20 protein-coding genes and 1 pseudogene are annotated in these 19,179 nt (G+C 73.1%); 12 read left to right on the forward strand and 9 right to left on the reverse strand.

Annotated elements, in window-relative coordinates; genetic code table 11:
• Positions 1-29 precede the first annotated feature (29 nt).
• Genes ACH4T9_RS26170 through ACH4T9_RS26180 form a run of 3 tightly spaced genes read left to right on the forward strand, consistent with a single transcriptional unit; the run spans position 30 to position 2,146 of the window.
• Complete coding sequence (locus ACH4T9_RS26170; RefSeq protein WP_396673985.1) at positions 30-950, forward strand: proteasome assembly chaperone family protein; 921 nt, start codon at positions 30-32, stop codon at positions 948-950.
• A gap of 37 nt (positions 951-987) precedes the next feature.
• A complete protein-coding gene (locus tag ACH4T9_RS26175; RefSeq protein ID WP_396673986.1) occupies positions 988-1,785 on the forward strand; it encodes an exodeoxyribonuclease III in 798 nt (265 codons plus the stop codon).
• A gap of 40 nt (positions 1,786-1,825) precedes the next feature.
• Positions 1,826-2,146 carry an antibiotic biosynthesis monooxygenase family protein gene (locus tag ACH4T9_RS26180; RefSeq protein ID WP_396673987.1) on the forward strand — a complete coding sequence of 107 codons (321 nt, stop codon included), beginning with the start codon at positions 1,826-1,828 and terminating at the stop codon, positions 2,144-2,146.
• Positions 2,147-2,521: 375 nt separating this feature from the next.
• Here ACH4T9_RS26180 and ACH4T9_RS26185 read toward each other — a convergent pair whose 3' ends face one another.
• Complete coding sequence (locus ACH4T9_RS26185) at positions 2,522-2,698, reverse strand: DUF397 domain-containing protein (RefSeq protein ID WP_396673988.1); 177 nt, start codon at positions 2,696-2,698, stop codon at positions 2,522-2,524.
• Here ACH4T9_RS26185 and ACH4T9_RS26190 point away from each other — a divergent pair.
• Entirely contained in the window at positions 2,658-3,029 is a 372-nt protein-coding gene (locus ACH4T9_RS26190) for a tyrosine-protein phosphatase (protein ID WP_396674072.1), read from the forward strand. The genes ACH4T9_RS26185 and ACH4T9_RS26190 overlap by 41 nt on opposite strands.
• A 41-nt stretch (positions 3,030-3,070) precedes the next feature.
• On the opposite strand, the gene ACH4T9_RS26195 is transcribed toward ACH4T9_RS26190, so the two are convergent.
• The gene (locus tag ACH4T9_RS26195) at positions 3,071-3,718 is read right to left on the reverse strand and encodes a class F sortase (protein WP_396674073.1); all 648 of its coding nucleotides are present in this window, start codon (positions 3,716-3,718) and stop codon (positions 3,071-3,073) included.
• A gap of 32 nt (positions 3,719-3,750) precedes the next feature.
• Positions 3,751-4,431 (reverse strand): hypothetical protein, encoded by a 681-nt coding sequence (locus ACH4T9_RS26200; protein ID WP_396673989.1) that lies wholly within the window; start codon positions 4,429-4,431, stop codon positions 3,751-3,753.
• A 161-nt stretch (positions 4,432-4,592) separates the two neighbouring features.
• Between ACH4T9_RS26200 and trmB the strand changes: the two are divergent.
• The 7 genes and pseudogenes from trmB to ACH4T9_RS26235 all read left to right on the forward strand — a co-directional run bounded on the left by trmB (position 4,593) and on the right by ACH4T9_RS26235 (position 11,747).
• Positions 4,593-5,305: pseudogene (trmB, locus tag ACH4T9_RS26205) on the forward strand (tRNA (guanosine(46)-N7)-methyltransferase TrmB).
• A 148-nt stretch (positions 5,306-5,453) separates the two neighbouring features.
• Complete coding sequence (locus ACH4T9_RS26210; protein ID WP_396673990.1) at positions 5,454-7,967, forward strand: DEAD/DEAH box helicase; 2,514 nt, start codon at positions 5,454-5,456, stop codon at positions 7,965-7,967.
• A 155-nt stretch (positions 7,968-8,122) separates the two neighbouring features.
• Positions 8,123-8,464: an ArsR/SmtB family transcription factor gene (locus ACH4T9_RS26215; protein WP_396673991.1), complete on the forward strand. Its 342-nt coding sequence runs from the start codon at positions 8,123-8,125 to the stop codon at positions 8,462-8,464.
• Between the two features lie 3 nt (positions 8,465-8,467).
• Entirely contained in the window at positions 8,468-8,974 is a 507-nt protein-coding gene (locus ACH4T9_RS26220) for an SRPBCC family protein (protein ID WP_396673992.1), read from the forward strand.
• Positions 8,974-9,594 (forward strand): dihydrofolate reductase family protein, encoded by a 621-nt coding sequence (locus tag ACH4T9_RS26225; protein ID WP_396673993.1) that lies wholly within the window; start codon positions 8,974-8,976, stop codon positions 9,592-9,594. Before ACH4T9_RS26220 ends, ACH4T9_RS26225 begins: the two co-directional genes overlap by 1 nt.
• A 392-nt stretch (positions 9,595-9,986) precedes the next feature.
• Positions 9,987-10,634 carry a hypothetical protein gene (locus tag ACH4T9_RS26230; protein ID WP_396673994.1) on the forward strand — a complete coding sequence of 216 codons (648 nt, stop codon included), beginning with the start codon at positions 9,987-9,989 and terminating at the stop codon, positions 10,632-10,634.
• 213 nt (positions 10,635-10,847) lie between these two features.
• The gene (locus tag ACH4T9_RS26235) at positions 10,848-11,747 is read left to right on the forward strand and encodes an endonuclease domain-containing protein (protein ID WP_396673995.1); all 900 of its coding nucleotides are present in this window, start codon (positions 10,848-10,850) and stop codon (positions 11,745-11,747) included.
• 232 nt (positions 11,748-11,979) lie between these two features.
• Here ACH4T9_RS26235 and ACH4T9_RS26240 read toward each other — a convergent pair whose 3' ends face one another.
• The 5 genes from ACH4T9_RS26240 to ACH4T9_RS26260 form a co-directional block, all read right to left on the reverse strand.
• Positions 11,980-12,921 (reverse strand): ABC transporter substrate-binding protein, encoded by a 942-nt coding sequence (locus ACH4T9_RS26240; protein ID WP_396673996.1) that lies wholly within the window; start codon positions 12,919-12,921, stop codon positions 11,980-11,982.
• 11 nt (positions 12,922-12,932) lie between these two features.
• Positions 12,933-13,784 carry an ABC transporter ATP-binding protein gene (locus ACH4T9_RS26245; RefSeq protein ID WP_396673997.1) on the reverse strand — a complete coding sequence of 284 codons (852 nt, stop codon included), beginning with the start codon at positions 13,782-13,784 and terminating at the stop codon, positions 12,933-12,935.
• Positions 13,785-13,930: 146 nt separating this feature from the next.
• On the reverse strand, positions 13,931-14,995 hold the full coding sequence (locus tag ACH4T9_RS26250; RefSeq protein WP_396673998.1) for a FecCD family ABC transporter permease: 1,065 nt from the start codon (positions 14,993-14,995) through the stop codon (positions 13,931-13,933).
• Positions 14,992-16,038, reverse strand: coding sequence for a FecCD family ABC transporter permease (locus ACH4T9_RS26255; RefSeq protein WP_396673999.1), 1,047 nt, complete (start codon positions 16,036-16,038; stop codon positions 14,992-14,994). Before ACH4T9_RS26255 ends, ACH4T9_RS26250 begins: the two co-directional genes overlap by 4 nt.
• Before the next feature lie 53 nt (positions 16,039-16,091).
• The gene (locus tag ACH4T9_RS26260) at positions 16,092-18,152 is read right to left on the reverse strand and encodes a multicopper oxidase family protein (RefSeq protein ID WP_396674000.1); all 2,061 of its coding nucleotides are present in this window, start codon (positions 18,150-18,152) and stop codon (positions 16,092-16,094) included.
• Positions 18,153-18,293: 141 nt separating this feature from the next.
• Here ACH4T9_RS26260 and ACH4T9_RS26265 point away from each other — a divergent pair, with 141 nt between their 5' ends.
• Positions 18,294-18,653, forward strand: coding sequence for a YciI family protein (locus ACH4T9_RS26265; protein ID WP_396674001.1), 360 nt, complete (start codon positions 18,294-18,296; stop codon positions 18,651-18,653).
• Between the two features lie 37 nt (positions 18,654-18,690).
• On the opposite strand, the gene ACH4T9_RS26270 is transcribed toward ACH4T9_RS26265, so the two are convergent.
• Complete coding sequence (locus tag ACH4T9_RS26270) at positions 18,691-19,134, reverse strand: cytidine deaminase family protein (RefSeq protein ID WP_396674002.1); 444 nt, start codon at positions 19,132-19,134, stop codon at positions 18,691-18,693.
• Positions 19,135-19,179 lie beyond the last annotated feature (45 nt).

The following is a 19,179-nucleotide window of genomic DNA, read 5'->3' on the forward strand; positions in this document are numbered from 1 at the left end:
GTTGGCACATTCCAGGGAGGTCCGCACCGGTGCTCGACCCACACGAGCTCTATGAACTCTCCGACGAGCTGCCCGACCTCGGGCAGCCGGTCCTCATCCAGGCCCTCACCGGCTTCGTCGACGCCGGGAGCGCCACCCGGCTGGCCCGGGAGCAGCTGCTCACCTCCCTCGACGCGCGCCAGGTCGCCCGCTTCGACATCGACCAGCTCTACGACTACCGGTCCCGGCGCCCGGCGATGACCTTCGTCGAGGACCACTGGGAGGAGTACGAGGCGCCCACGCTGGAGGTGCACCTGCTGCGCGACGACGACGAGACCCCCTTCCTGCTGCTCACCGGCCCCGAGCCTGATCTGCAGTGGGAGCGTTTCGTGGCCGCCGTCGGCGGGCTGTCGGCCCGGCTCGACGTCCGGCTCACCGTCGGGCTCAACTCGATCCCGATGGCGGTCCCGCACACCCGGCCGACCGGGGTCACCGCACACGCCACGAGACGCGAGCTGATCTCCGGGTACGAGCCGTGGCTGCAACGCGTCCAGGTCCCCGGCAGTGTCGGGCACCTGCTGGAGTTCCGCCTCGGCGAGTTGGGCCGCGACGCGCTCGGCTTCTCCGCCCACGTACCGCACTACGTCGCCCAGGCCGAGTATCCGGCTGCCGCCGAGGTGCTGCTCGCCTCGGTGTCCCGCAGCACCGGACTGCTGCTGCCCCGCGACGGGCTGCGCTCGGCCGCCGAGGTGGTCCGGGTCGAGATCGACCGGCAGGTCGCACAGACCGAGGACGCCGCCGCCCTCGTCTCGGCCCTGGAGGAGCAGTACGACGCGTTCGCCCGGGGTCGGGGCGAGAAGAACCTGCTCGCCGCGGAGGCCGGTCCCCTGCCCACCGCCGACGAGCTGGGCGCCGAGCTGGAACGGTTCCTGGCCGAGCAGGGCCGACCGGGCGACACCCCGGGGAGCTGACCGGGCGGTCGGGGCGGGGATACGGCAGGCTGGAGGCATGCGCCTGGCGACCTGGAACGTGAACTCGGTGAAGGCCCGCCTGCCCCGGCTGCTCGACTGGCTGGCCGCCACCGGCCCCGACGTCGTCTGCCTCCAGGAGACCAAGTGCCCCGACGGGGCGTTCCCGGTGGCCGAGGTCGGCGAGTTGGGCTACACCGTGGCCAGCCACAGCGACGGCCGGTGGAACGGGGTGGCGATCCTGTCCCGCGTCGGCCTGGCCGACGTGACGGTCGGCTTCCCCGATGAGCCGGGCTTCCCCGAGCCGGAGGCCCGGGCCATCTCGGCCACCTGCGCCGGGCTGCGGGTCTGGTCGGTGTACGTGCCCAACGGCCGCGCCGTCGACGACCCGCACTACGCGTACAAGTTGGCCTGGTTCGCCGGCCTCCGGGACGTGCTGGAGCGGGAACTGACCGGCGGGCCGCCAGTGGCGGTCTGCGGCGACTTCAACGTGGCCCCGACGGACGCCGACGTCTGGGACCCCGCGCTGTTCGCCGCCTCCACCCACGTCACCCCCGCCGAGCGGGCCGCCCTCGCGGCGCTGCGCGACCTGGGGTTGCACGACGTGGTGCCCACCCCGATGAAGGGCCCGCACCCCTACACGTACTGGGACTACCGGGCGGGGATGTTCCACCAGAACAAGGGCATGCGGATCGACCTGGTGTACGCGTCCGCGCCGTTGGCCCTGGCGGTCCGCGCCGCGTACGTGGACCGGGAGGCCCGCAAGGGCAAGGGCCCCTCGGACCACGCCCCGATCGTGGTGGACGCCGACCCGGTCCCGGCCGCGCCGACGCCCTGACGCCGGCCGGGTGCGTCCGGCCGGCGGTTAGGGTGGGGACATGGCAGTCGTGAAGATCAACGCAATCGACGTACCGGACGGCGCGGGCGAGGAGCTGGAGCGGCGGTTCGCGGCCCGGGCCGGCGCGGTGGAGGGCTCCCCCGGCTTCCTCGGCTTCGAACTGCTGCGCCCGGTCGGCGGCGAGAAGCGCTACTTCGTCTATACAAAATGGGAGACCGAGGAGGCCTACCAGGCGTGGGCGGCCGGGCCGTCCCGGGCCGCGCACGCCGGCGGCGAGGGCGGCGAGCAGCGGCGTCCGGTCGCCTCGGGCGCGAGCCTGCTGGAGTTCGACGTGGTCCTCCAGGTGCCGCCCCGGCCCTGATCCGGGTCGCGGGGCCCGTCAGGGGGCGGCACGGGCCGGCCAGCGAGGCAAAGTTGATCACGCTGACGGGGTAGCCGCTCCCTGGCGTGTGGGAGCCGCTACCGACCCACACCGACTTGCCCGCGTGTCTGAGCGTCATGATCGTCTGCTGAAAACGGACGCGACACGCCGTACCGGTTCTCGCTGAACGACAGACGATCATGAGACGCGCCGGGGCAGAAAAGAAAGGGGAAGTACGGGGGCCTTACGGTGATCCAGTCCCACTGGTCACCCCAGGAGACAAGCCCGTCGGAGTCACTCTGGCCGGACGCGTCTACGTGAGAGTGCAGTGACTGTGCCCGGGATCAGCCGCAGTCAGCCGACCGGACCGATCGCCTACGCCAGCGCTACGAAACCACGCCACGCGTCTGAAGCGAACGTCAGCGTGCCGCCGTGGCGATTCTTCGTGTCCCGCACCAGGACGACGCCGGGCAGGAGAGTGGCGACCTTCGCCCGGTGACGAGACTGCGGGATATGTCCCGGGCACGCGGGGCGTTCCGCGGTCGCTGTCATTCGTTGTCTTCTTACCCCGGGCCCGCCCGTGCTGGTTCACTGCGCCTCCGGCAAGGACCGGACAGGTGTCGTCGTTGCCGTCCTCCAGACGTTGCTGGGAGCGTCCGAGGCGGAGGTCACCGCGGACTTCCTCCGGTCGAACGCCGAGCTGGGCCTGACCGTGAAAACGGCATCGTCCACGGCAGGACACGGCACCCTTCTTGTCTCCGCCACCCTCATCCATCGGGCGATGCTCTGGATTCGCAGCATCCATGGTTCCGTCTCCGCCTACCTCGTGAAGCACGGCGCCGAGGAGTCGGAGCTGACGGCGCTGCGAATGCAGGTGGCCTGACGGCCAGGCCGGCGTGCAGCCCTTTCACCAAGTTAGGGGCGTCAGGGGCGGCGGGTGTCGACCAGCGAGGCGAAGGCGACCACGTTGTCGGCGTAGCCGGTCCGCCCGCCGACCCACTGGCCGCCGCAGGTGATCAGCCGTAGTCCCGGCGGCCCGTCGTCGCCGTACACCCGGTCGGCGGGCAGGGCGTCCTTGCCGAAGTGCTCGACCGAGTCCACCGCGAAGAGCACCACGTCGCCGTCGGCGCGGGTCACCTCGATCCGGTCGCCGGTTTTGAGCTTGCTCAGGTCGTAGAAGACCGCCGGGCCGCTCTTTGTGTCCACATGCCCGACGATCACCGCCCGGCCCGGCTCGCCCGGGGTCGGGCCACGGTCGTACCAGCCGGTCTCGTCCGCATTCGCCAGCGGTGGCACGTCGACCGACCCGTCGGGCGCCTGCCCGACCGGCGCCACGGGCGCGGAGACCCCGATCGCCGGCACGGCCAGGGACACCGGTCGGCTGGCCGCCAGACCGGGAGCGCCGGCGGCGGGCCGGCCGGCGGTTCCGGCGACCCAGTCGAGCGGCCCGGACACGCGGCCCAGCCCCGCGCCGGTGGCGAAGACGCCGACCAGCACCAGGACCACGGCCACCGGCACCGACCACGGCCGGCGCTCCGCCGGCTGCGCGGCATCGACCGGCGGGGCGGACAACCGGGGTACGCGTGCGGAGGCCACGGCCGGTCTCAGCTCCCGCCGGCGGCGCGGCGGACGCGGGGCCGGCGCCTGGTGGCCAGACCGATCGTCACCCCGGCCACGGCCAGCGCCACACCCCCGGGCAGCAGCAGGCCGCCGGTGGCCGCCCCGGCGGTGCCGCCGAAGCCGGTGTTCGGGCCCCGGCTCGGGTGCTGCGCCGCCGGGTGCGTCGGGTGCGGGGCCGGCTCGCGCGTCGGCCTGTGGGTGGGCGAGGGCGAGGGGGCCCGCTTGACCACCTGGAGCATCGTGGTCGCGGTCTCCCCGCCCCGGCACTCCAGCTTGACCCGGTAGTTGCCCGGCCAGACGCGCTCCCGGACCATCGGGGACGCGGTCAGCAGGCCGCGGTCCGGTCGGGCGGCGACCCGGCCGAAGGCGTCGGAGACCACGATGGCCGGCACCGAGTTGTCGTGGCAGCTCGCGCGGACGCCGACCAGGTAACCGGGCTGCACCGTGCCGGGGCTGACCTCGACGAAGACGATCCAGCCGGGCTGGCCGCCGCCGGGCTGACCGGCCGACGCCTCGGGCGCCGGGGCGACCGCGGGGGCACCGGCGGCCCGCGCGACCCGCGCGAGCGGTCCGGCGACCACGCTGACCGTGGTGACCGCGAGCGGTCCGGCGACCGCGGCGACCGCGACCGCCAGCGCGGCGCCGAGGCGCGTGGCTGACCCCATGACCCCTCCCGGCGCGGTAGCGCGACGCCGGGCACCGGCCGCCCGGCCTGCCGTACGGGACGGTCCGCCCGTCCCGGTCGTACATCACAGGGACGGGTCCGCCCGTCCCCGTCGTACATCACATCCGGTCCGGCGTGGCCGTCGCGTACGCTCGGGTCGCTGTGACCTCCACCGAACCGAACCCCGCCGCGACCGTGCCGCCGCACGCGCCCCGGATCCGCACCTTCCACCCCCGGCGCGGCCGGATGAGCGACCGTCAGGTCGACGACCTGAACCGGCTCTGGCCGGCGTACGGCATGACGATCACCGACGACCTCGCCGCGCCGGTGGACCTGGCGGGGCTTTTCGGCCGCCGGGCCCCCGTGGTGCTGGAGATCGGGTCCGGGATGGGGGACGCCACGGCCGAGATGGCCATCGGCGACCCGAACCGAGACTATCTGGCCGTCGAGGTGCACACGCCCGGAATCGCCAACCTGCTGGGCCTGGTGGAGCGCCACGGCCTGGGCAACGTGCGGGTCGGGCGGGGCGACGCGCTGGACCTGGTCCGGGCGCTGCCGGAGGGCTCGCTGACGCGGTGCACGTGTTCTTCCCCGACCCGTGGCCGAAGTCGCGACACCACAAGCGGCGGATCATCCAGCCCGCGCACGTGGCGCTGCTGCGCTCCCGACTGGTCCCCGGTGGGACGCTGCACTGCGCCACCGACTGGGCCGAGTACGCCGAGTCGATGCGCGAGACGCTCACCGCCGACCCGGGGCTGACCGACGTGCACGGCGGGTACGCCCCGCGTCCCGCCCACCGGCCGGTCACCAAGTTCGAGCGCCGCGCGCTGACCGCCGGCCGCCCGGTCCTCGACCTGATCCACCACCGGGCGTGACCGGCAGGCTCCCCCTGCGCGGTTTCCTGCCGGCCCTCTCTGACACCCCTGTCGTCGGACGCGGCCCTGTCGTAACGGCCGGCGCCCGACGAATGAAGGGTGGCCCGGTTGGCGCGGGAGGGCCTGCGGCAGGCACGATGGACGGGCTATGACGCTCACCGCCGCGCTGCCGACAAGCGCCGACCCCGACACCCTCTTCGACGCGTTCGCCGGCTGGGCGAAGGAGCGCGGCCTCGACCTCTACTCCCACCAGGAGGAGGCGGTCATCGAGATCGTCTCCGGCGCAAACGTGATCATGAACACGCCGACCGGCTCGGGCAAGAGCCTGGTGGCGATCGCCGCGCACTTCGCCGCCCTGGCCGACAGCCGGACCACCTTCTACACCGCCCCGATCAAGGCCCTGGTGTCGGAGAAGTTCTTCGCCCTCTGCGAGGTCTTCGGCGCCGACAACGTCGGCATGCTCACCGGCGACGCCAGCGTCAACGCCGACGCCCCGATCATCTGCTGCACGGCCGAGATCCTGGCCAACCTCGCGCTGCGCGAGGGCGAGCGGGCCGACGTCGGCCAGGTGGTCATGGACGAGTTCCACTTCTACGCCGAGCCGGACCGGGGCTGGGCCTGGCAGGTGCCGATCATCGAGCTGCCCCAGGCGCAGTTCGTGCTGATGTCGGCCACCCTCGGCGACACCACCCGCTTCGTCGACGATCTCACCCGGCGCACCGGCCGGCCGACCGCCGTCGTCCGTTCGGCCGAGCGGCCGGTCCCGCTCATCTTCACGTACGCGATGACGCCGATGCACGAGACCCTCGAGGAGCTGCTGGAGACCAAGCAGGCCCCCGTGTACGTCGTGCACTTCACCCAGGCCGCCGCCCTGGAGCGCGCCCAGGCGCTGATGAGCGTCAACGTCGCCAGCCGGGCCGAGAAGGACATGATCGCCGAGGCGATCGGCCGGTTCCGGTTCACCTCCGGATTCGGCAAGACCCTGTCGAGGCTGGTCCGGCACGGCATCGGCGTGCACCACGCCGGCATGCTGCCGAAGTACCGCCGCCTCGTCGAGACCCTGGCCCAGGCCGGGCTGCTCAAGGTCATCTGCGGCACCGACACCCTCGGCGTCGGCATCAACGTGCCGATCCGCACCGTGCTGTTCACCGGCCTGAGCAAGTACGACGGCATCCGCACCCGGCTGCTCAAGAACCGCGAGTTCCACCAGATCGCCGGCCGGGCCGGCCGGGCGGGCTTCGACACCATCGGCCGGGTCGTCGTGCAGGCCCCCGAGCACGTCATCGACAACGAGAAGGCCCTCGCCAAGGCCGGCGACGACCCGAAGAAGCGGCGCAAGGTGGTCCGCAAGAAGCCGCCGGAGGGCTCGATCGGCTGGGGTCGGCCCACCTTCGACCGCCTCGTCGAGGCCGAGCCGGAGCCGCTGACCTCAAGCTTCCAGGTCAGCCACTCGATGCTGCTCAACGTCATCGGCCGCCCCGGCGACGCGTTCGCCGCGATGCGGCACCTGCTCACCGACAGCCACGAGGAGCCCGCCGCCCAGCGCCGGCACATCCGCCGGGCGATCGCCATCTACCGGGCGCTGCGCGCCGGCGGGGTGGTGGAGGAACTGCCCGAGCCGGACGAGACCGGCCGCCGGGTCCGGCTCACCGTCGACCTCCAGCTCGACTTCGCGCTCAACCAGCCGCTGTCGCCGCTCGCCCTGGCCACCATCGAGCTGCTGGACGCCGAGTCCCCGTCGTACGCCCTCGACGTGCTCTCGGTGATCGAGTCGATCCTCGACGACCCCCGCCAGGTGCTCTCCGCGCAGCAGTTCAAGGCCCGCGGCGAGGCGGTCGCCGCGATGAAGGCCGAGGGCATCGAGTACGAGGCCCGCCTCGAACTGCTCGACGAGGTGACCCACCCGAAGCCCCTCGCGGAGCTGCTGGAGGCCGCGTACGAGATGTACCGGCAGGGGCACCCCTGGGTCGCCGACCACCAGCTCTCCCCCAAGTCGGTCGTCCGCGACATGTACGAGCGGGCGATGACCTTCACCGAGTACGTGCAGTTCTACTCCCTCACCCGCTCCGAGGGGCTGGTGCTGCGGTACCTCGCCGACGCGTACAAGACGCTGCGCCAGACCGTCCCCGAGGACGCCAAGACCGAGGAGCTGGTCGACCTCATCGAGTGGCTCGGCGAGCTGGTCCGCCAGGTCGACTCCAGCCTGATCGACGAGTGGGAGCGGCTGCGCAACCCCTCCGACGTCGCGGAGGCCGCCGAGGCGTACGCCAACCTGGACGACCGGCCGCCGGCGGTCACCCGCAACGCCCGGGCGTTCCGGGTGCTGGTGCGCAACGCGCTGTTCCGCCGGGTCGAGCTGGCGGCCCTGCGTCGCTGGGACCTGCTCGGCGAGCTGGACGCCGGGGACGGCTGGAACGCGGACGCGTGGGCCGACGCGCTGGAGCCGTACTTCGAGGCGTACGACTCGATCGGGGTCGGCCCGGATGCCCGCGGCCCGGCGTTGCTGATGATCGAGCAGGGCCGGGAGCGGTGGACGGTCCGGCAGATCCTCGACGACCCCGACGAGGACCACGACTGGGGCATCAGCGCCGAGATCGACCTGGCCGCCTCCGACGAGGTGGGTGCCGCCGCCGTCCGGATCACGGACGTCGGCCAGCTCTAGCCGATCGTCACGGGAGGGGCAGTCCGGACGTCCGGACCTTTCGCGCGCACCAGCCTGAGCCGGGTCAGGTGACAAGGGTCACGATCGTCATCTGACAAGGCCTGCTTGGCTCCTCTCGCCTAAACGCATGCCGTTATGGGTATATGATGGTTGCCATGGCACGAGCAGCGACGACATCGGACGTCTTCAACGCGATCGCCGAGCCGCAGCGCCGGGAGATCCTGGTGCTGCTGCGGGCGGGTGAGCGGCCGGTGACCGAGTTGGCCCAGGAGCTGGGGATGACCCAGCCGGGGGCGTCCAAACACCTGCGGGTGCTCCGCGAGGTCGGGCTGGTGCGGGACCGCAGGGCAGGCAAGCAGCGCCTGTACGGCCTCGACGCCCGCGGGCTGCGACCGGTCCACGAGTGGGCCGGCGGGTTCGAGCGGTTCTGGAACGAGAGCTTCGACCGGCTGGACGCGTACGTGCAGGACCTGAAGCAGGCGAGGCAGGAGGAGTAGCTGATGAGCAAGTTGGAACGAGGGGCACCGGCGCAGTCCGCGACGGCTGACCGCGAGATCGTGATCTCCCGGGTCATCGACGCCCCACGGGAGCTGGTGTTCGAGGCGTTCACCGAGGTGCGGCACCTGTCACGGTGGTGGGGGCCGGAGGGGTTCACCACCACCACGCGGTCCTTCGAGTTCCGCGTCGGCGGGGAGTGGGACTTCGTGATGCACGGGCCGGACGGGACGGACTACCAGGAGTGGATCTCCTGGACCGAGATCGCCCCGCCGGAGGGGATCGCGCTGCTGCACGGTGAGTCCCGCGGCGACCCGAACGCCTTCGAGTCGGTCCTCACGTTCGCGCCCGACGGGCTGGCGACCCGGATCGAGATGCGCACGGTGTTCCCCACCAAGGAGCTGCGCGACGAGGCGGCCGAGAAGTACCACGCGATCGAGGGCGGCCAGCAGACCCTGAGCAAGCTGGCTGCCTACGTCACCGAGATCGTTCTAAAGGGAGCGGAGGGCTGATGGCCGGGAGGGTGTTCTTCAGCGTGTCGATGTCGCTGGACGGGTTCATCGCGCCCGAGTCCATCGGGGACCTGATGGGGCGGCAGTGGATGGAACTGCATCAGTGGATCTTCCCGCAGCGGTTCTTCCGGGAGAACCTGAAGCTCGGCGAGGGCGGTGAGGAAGGGCGCGACAACGACATCGCGCGGGAGACGTTCGAGCGCACCGGCGCGAGCGTGCTGGGCAAGCGCATGTTCGACGCCGGCGAGCAGGCGTGGCCGGAGGAGGCGCCGTTCCACACGCCGGTCTTCGTCGTGACGCACGAGAAGCGTGACCCCTGGGAGCGGCCGGGTGGGACCACCTTCCACTTCGTCAACGACGGCATCGAGTCCGCGCTCGACCAGGCCCGCGAGGCCGCCGGCGACCGCGACATCCGCATCGCGGGCGGCGGCGCGACGATTCTGGAGTACGTGAACGCCGGCCTGGTCGACGAGTTCTCGATCGCGCTGTCGCCCGTGCTGTTCGGCTCCGGAATCCGCCTGTTCGAGGGCGTGGACGCGGGCCGCGTGGCCCTGGAACCGGTCCGCGCGGAGCCCTCCCCGAGGGCGACGCACCTGACCTACGCCATCCGGGAGCGGTAGGCGCACGGCGGACGAACACCCACGCGGTTGGCACGCAGACGGTCTTCCTGCGGGGATGACCAGCCCACCTGCTGGGCCGTCTCGCCAACGGGGCCGCTCTTGTCAAGGCGTTGGCAGTAGAGAGGTCTCCACCTCGGAGCCCATCAAAGCATCGCTGCTCATGCCACGGCATCCCGCTCCTCGTCGATGCCCTTTCTCGGCAACCGGCCCGGCACGTAGGGGTGACTCGCAAGGTGGTCCGGACGGCTCGCAAGATCACTCGCAGGCTCGCCCGGACACTCGCAGAGTTCACGCGGACGCGACACGGACTGCCCTTCCTTTTCACTGGGTGATGTCAGACCCATCGATTAGAATATGTGTACTAAACCAAGTCCTGACCTGGGAGGACTTCCGTGAACGCGTCCACCTCCAGCACCCTCCCGCCCTACGCCACCCTCCTCGGCTTCACCCGGTACGTCGACCGCACCGGGCCCACCAAGGCAAGCTTCGTCGGGGGCCTGCGCAAGCAGCGGGCGAGCCGGCACGGCTTCAACCCGCACGGCCAGTTCGTCAAGGCGCTCAAGGCCGACGTCGCGTTCCACACCGGCGGCACCCACCTGGCGCAGGTCGCCGACGTGGTCAAGCCGCGCTGGCGCCCGCTCTACCAGGCGCTCGTACCGGGCGCGACGACCTGGCTGCGCTCCCTCGGCGAGCCGACCGCCGTCGACCTGGCCCAGACCCGCGACGCTCTGGCCATGCTCGGCGACCTCCCCGTCAAGATCAACCCCCACTTCGGCATCCGGTACGCCGAGGACGGCCGCGCCGAGGCCGTCCGCCTGCACTTCGACGAGGCCCCGCCCAGTGAGGAGGCGGCCCTGGCCACCCTGCACCTGATGGCCCGACACATGGACGCCGTCCTCCCCCACGCCGCCCCGGTCCTGGTAGACGTCCGCCGAGGCGAGGCATACCGGATGCCGGGCAGCGTCAAGCCCGATCAGGTCGAGCAGTGGCTGGCCGGCGAGGCGGCCGCCTTCCGCGCCATCTGGTCCACCGCCGCCTGACCCCACCCCCACCCCCACCCCCGCCGCGACCGCGGACGCGGCCGCGGGCCGCGGCCCGCGGCGCAAATTCACGGAATGAGTGGCTATTCCACGTGGAATAGCCACTCATTCCGTGTAAGTGCGCGCCTTGGGAACGGGGAGGGGAGGGAGGGAGGGAGGGGGGGTTATCCACAGGGGGTTTTGGGAGGGGCGGGGGTGCGGCAGGGTGGGAGGGTGGCTCGCATTCCTCGTCGGCCGGCCGAGCTGGTCGGGCAGGTGTTCTTCGCCCGGGACGCGGTTCGCCGCGGCCTGCTCACGAAGAACGACCTGCGCAGCAGCGCGTGGCGGCAGGTTCTGCACAACGTCTATGCCGATTCCCGTATCGAGATAACGCACCTGACCCGATGTCGGGCCGCGGCGTCGTGGCTCTTCCCACCCGGGTGCACCCTGGCGGGCAGGTCGGCCGTCGCCATGCTCGGCGGGCCGACGCCGGGGCCACACGAGCCGGTCGAGGTGCTGGTCGAGCCGGCCTCCCGCTTCGGCCCGCTCACCGGGCTGCTCATCCACGTCTCCGGGTGGCGCGACGGCGAGGTTCAGCGGGTCGACGGAATGCCGGTCACCACGGGCGTCCGCACCTGCTGGGACCTTGCCTGCTGGCTGGACACCGTCGAGGCGGTGGCGTTGATCGACGCACTGCTGCACCGTCATGCCGTCTGCGCCGACGACCTCACCGTGTACCTCGCCCGCCGTCGCAACCAGCGGGGTGCCCGCAGGTTCGCCGAGGCGTTGAGCCTGGTCGACGCGGGCGCGGAGTCTCTGCCCGAGTCGCGGCTGCGGGTGCGACTCGTCCGCGCCGGCCTGCCCCGACCGGTGACCCAACACGTGGTCACTCGCAACGGTCAATTCGTGGCGAGGGTCGACCTCGCCTGGCCGGACCTTAAGGTGGCCGTGGAGTACGACGGCATCTGGCACCACGACCCGGAGCAGTTCCACCGCGACCGGCAACGTCTGAACCACTTGCTCGGCGACGACTGGCTGGTCCTGCACGTGACGAGCAAACGAATGAGAGAAGACTTCGACGGCGTGTTGACGGAGATCCGTTCCGCCCTCCGCTCCCGCCACTCCACCCATTAACCCCCGCTCTCACAGAGCGCCCGCTCTCACAGAGCGCCCGCGCTTACAGAGCGCCCGCGCTTACAGAGCGCCCGCGCTTACAGAGCGCCCGCGCTTACAGAGCGCCCGCGCTTACAGAGCGCCCGCGCTTACAGAGAAAGAGTGGCTGTTCTCGGCGGAACAGCCACTCTTTCCGGGAATATGCGCGCGTCTCGGGAGGAGGGTGGCGGCGGGGTAGTGCGCGGGGCGGGGGTCAGGAAAGGTACTTCTCGAGGTCGTCGATGATCTTGTTGGCGGCGCCGACGCCGATGCCGGTCATCCAGACCTCGTCGGAGACCGGGTACGCCTTGCCGGCCTTCACCGCGGACAGGCCCTTCCACAACGTGCCGCCGGAGACGGTGCTCTGCTCGGCGGCGGCCTTCTCGCCGTAGGCGGTCACGAAGATGACGTCGGCGTCGACCTCGTTGACCCGCTCGGGGCTGACCGCGTCGAAGCGCTTGTCCTCCTTGTCGGCGAGCTTCTGCCGCTCGGGGCGGCCCAGCCCGGTGTCACCGATCACGATGCCGGAGAAGGAGTCCGGGCCGTAGACCCGGATCGCGCCGGGCATGAAGCGCACGATGGAGATCTTCCGCTGGGCGGCGTCGCCGAGCTTCGCGCCGAAGTCCGCGGCCCGCTTCTCGTACGTGGTGAGCAGCTCACGGGTCTGCTCCTCCTTGCCGAGCGCCTTGCCGTCGAGGAGGAGGTTCTCCTTCCAGGTGATGCCCACCTGCTCGGTGAACACCGTCGGGGCGATGGCGGCCAACTCGTCGTAGAACTTCTCCTGGCGGAACTTGCTGCCCAGGATCAGGTCGGGCTTGAGGGCGTTGATCGCCTCCAGGTCGGGCTCGGTGACCACCCCGACCGTCTTGATCCCGGCCAGCTTCTCCTGGCCGAAGTAGGTCGGCCAGCCCTTCGCCTCGCCCGCGGTGGCCGCACCGACCGGTGTGATGCCCAGCGACAGTGTCGTGTCGATCTTGTCTGTGTCGAGGACCACGACCCGCTTCGGGTCGGCCGGGACCTTGGTGGTGCCCATGGCGTGGGTGATCTCCCGGGTGTCCCCGGCGGCGGTGTCGGCGACGGGGTCGCTCTCTCCGCAGGCGGTGAGTCCGGCGCTCAGGGCGACGGCCGCGGTGAGCACGGCGGCGAGACGACGCATCGATGTTCCTTTCAGAGGGTTCCGCCGGCCGGTGGGCCTGCGGAGGAGGTGACGGAGGAGGCGGCCCGCGCGAGGGCTGCCAGGGAGGGGCTGGTGAGGGCCGGCACGACCAGGGGCGCGCCGGTCACCGGGCAGGGCACGACGACGCAGTCGAGCCCGAAGACGTCGCGGACCAGCTCCACGGTGAGGATCTCCCGGGGCGGGCCGGCGGCCACCACCCGGCCGGAGCGCATGGCGATCAGGTGGTCGGCGTACCGGGCGGCCTGGTTGAGGTCGTGCAGCACGGCGACCACGGTCCGGCCCCGCTCGGCGCGCAGCCGGTGCAGCAGGTCCAGCACCTCCATCTGGTGGGCCAGGTCGAGGAAGGTGGTCGGCTCGTCCAGCAGCAACGCCTCGGTGTCCTGAGCCAGGGTCATCGCGATCCAGACCCGCTGTCGCTGCCCGCCGGAGAGGGTGTCCACCGGCCGGTCGGCGAGGCCGGCCACGTCGGCGAGCTCCAGCGCCTCGTCGACGGCGGCGCTGTCCTGCTCCGACCACTGCCGCCACCACCGCTGGTACGGCTGCCGGCCCCGACCGACCAGGTCGGCGACCGTGACCCCCTCGGGCACCAGCGGGCTCTGCGGCAGCACGCCGAGACGTTGGGCGACCTCCCGGGTCGGCAGGTCCCGGATCGCGGTGCCGTCGAGCAGCACCGCGCCCCGGCTGGGGGTGAGCAGTCGGGCCATGGTGCGCAGCAGCGTCGACTTGCCGCAGGCGTTCGGGCCGACGACGACCGTGAAGGCGTCGGCGGGCAGCTCGAGGTCGAGTCCGTCCAGGACGGTCCGCTCGTCGTAGCCGACGACCAGGTCGCGGGTGGAGAGCATCGCGGCTCCTCGGGAGGGGACGACAGAAGGGGATGCGGGAACGCCGGGGGATGCGGGGACACCGCCGGACCCGACCGGCGGGGATGCGGGCGGGCCGGCGGGGGCGGGGGACGGTGGCGGCGGGCCGGCGGGGGCGGTCGTGGGCATCAGGACGGCCTCCGGCGTCCGCGCAGCAGCAGGAAGATCAGGTACGGCCCGCCGATCGCGGCGGTCAGCACGCCCGCCGGGAGTTGGGTCGGGGCGAGCAGCCGGCGGCCGGCGAGGTCGGCGAGGACCAGCAGCAGCGCGCCGAGCAGGGCGGAGCAGAGCAGCGGGGGACGCTCGGCCCGGACCAGCCGGCGGGCGAGCTGGGGCGCGACCAGGGAGACGAAGTCGACGGCGCCGACCTGCGCGGTGACCATCGCGGCGGCGAGCACCCCGGTGCCGGCCAGGCCGATCCGGCGGGCGACCGGGCGGACGCCGATCCCGCGTGCGGTGTCGTCGTCCAGGGCGGTGCTGTTCAGTGCCCAGCCGGCCCAGAGCAGCACGGGCAGCAGCGCCAGCAGGGTGACCGCGATCCAGGCCGCCTCGGTCCATCCCTTTCCGGCGAGGGTGCCGACCAGCCAGATCTGGGCGCGCATCCCGTCGATCGGGTCGACGGTCATCAGGACCACCTCGATCAGCGCCCGCAGCGCGAAGGCCACCGCGACCCCGGCGAGGACGAACCGCTGGGCGGCCAGCCCGTGCCGGGCACCGAGGGCGAGCACCAGTGCCGCCGCGGCCAGCCCGCCGAGCAGCGCCGCCGGGGCGACCAGGACGGCGGCTGCCCCGCCGGTCAGGGCGATGGTGGCGGCCAGCCCGGCCCCCTGGGTGATGCCGATGACGTCCGGGCTGGCCAGCGGGTTACGGGCCACGCTCTGGATCAGCGTGCCGGCGACGCCGAACGCCGCGCCGGCCACCGCCGCGAGGACGAGTCGGGGCAGCCGCAGGTCGAGCACCACCAGGTCGTACGGGGTGCCGGCGCCGGAGATTGCGCGCAGCACGTCGGCCGGGGCGACGTACGGGGTGCCGAGGGAGAGGCTGAGTACCCCGGCGGCGGCGAGCAGCCCGGTCAGCGCGGCGGCGACCAGCACCGGCCGGCGGCGTACCGGCACCCGTAGCGGGCCGAGGCGCAGCAGGGTCCGGCCGGGCGGGGCGGATCGGGGGCGGGCCCCGGTGGCGAGGGCGCTCATGCCGTGACCACCCGGGCGCGGCGGACGAGGAAGGCCAGCAGCGGGGCGCCGATCAGCGCGGTGATCACCCCGGCGGGCACCTCGCCGGGCGGGGCGACGAGCCGGCCGACGACGTCGGCGCCGAGCAGCAGGGCGGGTCCGAGCAGGGCGGCGACGGCGAGGGTCCACCGGTGGTCCGCGCCGACCAGGGCCCGGGCCAGGTGCGGCACGGCGAGCCCGACGAACGCGATCGGTCCGGCCGCCGCCACGGCCGCCCCGGTGAGCAGCACCCCGGCCGCGCCGCCGCCGAGGCGGACCAGGCCGATGCGGTGGCCCAGCCCCCGGGCGACGTCGTCGCCGAGGGCGAGCGCGTCCAGGCCCCGGGCGACCAGGACGGCCAGCACGAGCCCGGCGAGGACGAGCGGCAGCACCTGACCGGTGACGCCGACGTCCCGGCCGGTCAGCCCGCCGACCACCCAGAACCGGTACTCCTCGAAGGTGCGGGCGTCGATGCTGAGCAGTGCGTACACGACGGCGCCGAGACTGGCGTCGAGCGCGGCGCCGGTCAGCGCGAGGGTGACCGGCGAGGCGCCCTCGCGGGTCCGGTTGGCGACCGCGAACACGGCCAGGCCGGCCAGGAGCGCCCCGGCGACGCCGAACCAGACGTACCCGGCGAGGCTGCCGACGCCGAAGACGGCGATGGCCAGCACCACGCCGCACGACGCGCCGGCGCTGATGCCGAGGATGCGCGGCTCGGCCAGCGGGTTGCGGGTCAGCGCCTGAAACAGCACCCCGGCGATGGCGAGGGCGAGACCGACGACGATGCCCAGGGTGGTGCGCGGCATCCGCAGCTCGCGGACGATGGTGGTGGCGTCCCCGCCGTCGGGGGCGACCAGCGCGTGCCACACGTCGTCGGGCGCCAGCGGCCGGCTGCCGAGGGCGAAGCTGGCGAGCACGGCGAGCGCCAGCACCGCCGCCGCCCCCACGGTGACGGCCACCCGTCGGCCCGACCCGCGGGCGGGCCGGCTGGCGGCCCGGATCGGCCGCGCGGCGACGGTGGTCACGAAACTCCCTCAGCTTAGGCTCGCCTTACCTTAGCTGAGCTGCTCAGACCCGCCTAACCGAGGGATGTCGATCCGGGATCGCGTGCGCCGTGCAGCATTCCCGCGCCCAGGGCGGCGGCCCCGAGGGCCGCCACGCCGGCCAGGCCGAGCCCGGAGGAGCCCTCCGCGCTGATCCCGCCGTCGCCGGTCCGCGCCCCACCGGAGGGCACGACGTCGTACGGCCGCATCATCTCGTTGTCCTCGTGCTCCAGCAGGTGGCAGTGCCAGGCGAAGCGGCCCGGAAGGTCGAACCGGGCCTTGATCCGGGTCACCTCCCCGGGGAGCACGGCCACCGTGTCCAGCCACCCGCGCTCGGCCGGGCTCGGCGGCTGCTGGCCGGTCGGCCCCCGCCCGACCAGCTCGAACTGCACCTGGTGCAGGTGGATCGGGTGGGCGGCCGGGGTGAAGTTGTGGAACTCCCAGACCTCCGTGCCGTGCAGCCGGGGCGTCTCGGTGACCGGCGCGTTCCAGCGCAGCGGCACCGCCCGGCCGTCCCGGTCGACGGTGCCCAGCAGCGCGGCCACCGGCCCGGCGCCGGGCGACGTCGACATCGTCTCGTTCAGCGACAGCCGGCGGACCCGTTCAGCCGGGCCGAGCGGTCGCGACGACGGCAGGTCGAGCTGGTCCGGCGGGACGCTGCGGTCCGGGCCGGTCGCCTCGGTGACGACGAGCTTCAGCACCTGGCCGGTGGTGTGCGGGTCGGCGGGCTCGACGTCCGCCCCCGGCCGGCCGGCCAGCCCGTCCGGGCCCTCGTTGACCAGGTACAGCTCGGTTCCCGCCGGCACGTCGGAGAAGTCGACCACCGCGTCGACCCGGGAACCGCCGCCGAGCGGCAGCTTGCCCAGTCGCACCGGCGCCGGCAGGAAGCCACCGTCGCTGCCGATCTGCCAGAACGGCACCGCCGGCACCGCCGGCCGGGCCGTGGGGTGCGCCGCCACCGACAGCAGCAGGAACCGCGAGTTGCAGCCGTTGAGCAGGCGGAACCGGTAGCGCCGGCGTTCCACCTCCAGCACCGGCCAGGTGCGGCCGTTGACCACGATGGCGTCGGCGAAGACCGCCGGGTGCCAGATCGGCGACACGTCCGTCTCCGGCACGTACCGGCCGGGACGGCCGTCGAACTCGGCCCGGCTGGCCGGGTAGCTCAGCGAGCCGTCGGTGGTGAAGCTGCGGTCCTGGATCACCAGCGGGATCTCGTGGTGGCCGCGGGCGGAACCGCCGGCCGGGCCGGTCGCCGCGCCGGGGAGCACCCCGGGCGGCAGGTCGGCGGCGCCGCCGCGCAGCAGGTACAGGCCGATCGGGCCGGCGTACATGGTCAACCGGGTCAGGCCGAGGGCGTGGTCGTGGTACCAGAGGGCGGTGGCGCGCTGGTCGTTGGCGTACTCGACGGTCGCCGCGCCGGGCGACCACCGGGTCCCGCGGTAGTCGGCGTACCGGTCGCCGAACTCGCGGTACGAGCTGCCGTACCGCGCGTACCCGGACGGGAGGTCGCGGCAGTTCGGCAGGTACCAGGCCTCCGGGTGGCCGTCGCTCTCCTGCCGGTTGTGCCCGCCGTGCAGGTGCACGACGAGCGGCACCGGCCCCAGGTAGGGCCCTGGCGTGCGGCGGAAGTGGCCGGCGTGGTCCCGCCCCTCGTCGCCGCCGGCCGGGTTGGCCCAGTGCAGGGTGGGGTCCACCGGGAGCAGGTGCGGCAGGTGCCGGCCGCGCCGGTCGAGGAGCTGGTTGAGCCAGGTGACCCGGACCGGCCGGCCGGCCCGGGCCTCGATGGTGGGGCCCGGGTACCGGAAGCTGCCCGGGTGGGCCGCCGAGCCGAAGCCCCAGACGGTGGTGGGCGGCAGCGACCGGGGCAGGACCTGCTGGCGGAACTGCCGCACCGCGACCGCGTACTCGTCGGCGTCGGGGCCCCCGAGGTCCCGGGGCATGGCCCGGGGAACCGGGAGCGGGGTGACGTACTTCGGGATGTCGCGCGGGTCCAGCGGCGGGGCCGGACGCGGCCCGGCGACGGCCCACCCGGCCGGTGTCAGCGCGACCGCGCCACCTGCCGCCCCCGCGATGAGCAGACCTCTTCTGGAGACCATTCCCCCGCACCTCCCCCGCGTCGTCGTCCTGGGACCGAGGCTAGATGGAACAAACTTCGCCCGAAGGGGCAAAAGCCGCTATCTTCTCGGAAACCCTCGTTCAGGCGATGACGGCACCATTCACCCCCATACGCTGGTCGCATGGAATTCGACCAGCACACCGTCGTGCTCCTCGCCTGGCCCGAGGACGCACCGGAGCTGCCCCGGGACGCTGCGGACCGGTTGCGCGACGCCCACCTGGCCCACCAGGCGGGGCTGGTGGAGCAGGGCCTCGTCCTGGCGGCCGGCCCCTTCCTCGACCCCGACGACGACCGGCTTCGCGGCTTCGCGGTGCTCGCGGTCGATCGGGCGGCGGCCCGCGAGCTGTACGGCAACGACCCGGCGGTCCGGGCCGGCCGGCTCGTCGTGCGGGTGATGAGCTGGCTGGTGCCGCAGGGCAACGTCCGGTTCGGCGGCGTGCCGATCCCCCGGTCGATGCTGGAGATGGCGGCGGGCGACTGAGCCGGGGCCGGCACGGGGCCGGGGGCCGCCGGGGTGGTCAGCCGGCGGCGTCCTCGCGGGGCGTCGGCACCCCGACACCGGCGTCGATCTGGTGGTCGGCCCAGACGTACTCCGTGGGCAGCAGCTCGGCGACCGGCACGGCGCGCAGCGCGTCCGCCGGGCCGACGATGACCCGGATCGACGGGAAGTAGTCCAGCAGCACCTGTCGGCACCGGCCGCACGGCGGGATGACCCCCCGTCCCCGGTCGCCCACCGCCACGATCGTCTCCAGCTCGCCCGCACCCTGGGTGGCGGCGGCGCCGATCGCGACCACCTCGGCGCACGGCCCACCGGTGAAGTGGTAGACGTTCACGCCGGTGAAGACCCGGCCGTCGGCGGTGCGGGCGGCGGCGGCGACGGTGTGGTTGTCGCTGCGACAGCGCAGCTTGGCGACCGCCGTGGCGGCCTGTACCAGCGCCCGGTCGGTGTCTCGCATGGTCATTCTCGGCGTCCCCGCGGTCGGTGTCGGTCGGCGGTCAACTCTAGA

The organism is Micromonospora sp. NPDC020750 (assembly GCF_044334565.1).
In the GTDB taxonomy this organism is placed as follows: Bacteria; Actinomycetota; Actinomycetes; order Mycobacteriales; family Micromonosporaceae; genus Micromonospora.

Coding starts and splice junctions, on each gene's coding strand:
- ACH4T9_RS26200 (WP_396673989.1), bottom strand. CDS start 4,431: ATGGGGTCAGCCACGCGCCTCGGCGCCGCGCTGGCGGTCGCGGTCGCC.
- ACH4T9_RS26215 (WP_396673991.1), top strand. CDS start 8,123: ATGGCACGAGCAGCGACGACATCGGACGTCTTCAACGCGATCGCCGAG.
- ACH4T9_RS26210 (WP_396673990.1), top strand. CDS start 5,454: ATGACGCTCACCGCCGCGCTGCCGACAAGCGCCGACCCCGACACCCTC.
- ACH4T9_RS26240 (WP_396673996.1), bottom strand. CDS start 12,921: ATGCGTCGTCTCGCCGCCGTGCTCACCGCGGCCGTCGCCCTGAGCGCC.
- ACH4T9_RS26250 (WP_396673998.1), bottom strand. CDS start 14,995: ATGAGCGCCCTCGCCACCGGGGCCCGCCCCCGATCCGCCCCGCCCGGC.
- ACH4T9_RS26265 (WP_396674001.1), top strand. CDS start 18,294: ATGGAATTCGACCAGCACACCGTCGTGCTCCTCGCCTGGCCCGAGGAC.
- ACH4T9_RS26175 (WP_396673986.1), top strand. CDS start 988: ATGCGCCTGGCGACCTGGAACGTGAACTCGGTGAAGGCCCGCCTGCCC.
- ACH4T9_RS26180 (WP_396673987.1), top strand. CDS start 1,826: ATGGCAGTCGTGAAGATCAACGCAATCGACGTACCGGACGGCGCGGGC.
- ACH4T9_RS26225 (WP_396673993.1), top strand. CDS start 8,974: ATGGCCGGGAGGGTGTTCTTCAGCGTGTCGATGTCGCTGGACGGGTTC.
- ACH4T9_RS26245 (WP_396673997.1), bottom strand. CDS start 13,784: ATGCTCTCCACCCGCGACCTGGTCGTCGGCTACGACGAGCGGACCGTC.
- ACH4T9_RS26220 (WP_396673992.1), top strand. CDS start 8,468: ATGAGCAAGTTGGAACGAGGGGCACCGGCGCAGTCCGCGACGGCTGAC.
- ACH4T9_RS26185 (WP_396673988.1), bottom strand. CDS start 2,698: ATGACAGCGACCGCGGAACGCCCCGCGTGCCCGGGACATATCCCGCAG.
- ACH4T9_RS26260 (WP_396674000.1), bottom strand. CDS start 18,152: ATGGTCTCCAGAAGAGGTCTGCTCATCGCGGGGGCGGCAGGTGGCGCG.
- ACH4T9_RS26270 (WP_396674002.1), bottom strand. CDS start 19,134: ATGACCATGCGAGACACCGACCGGGCGCTGGTACAGGCCGCCACGGCG.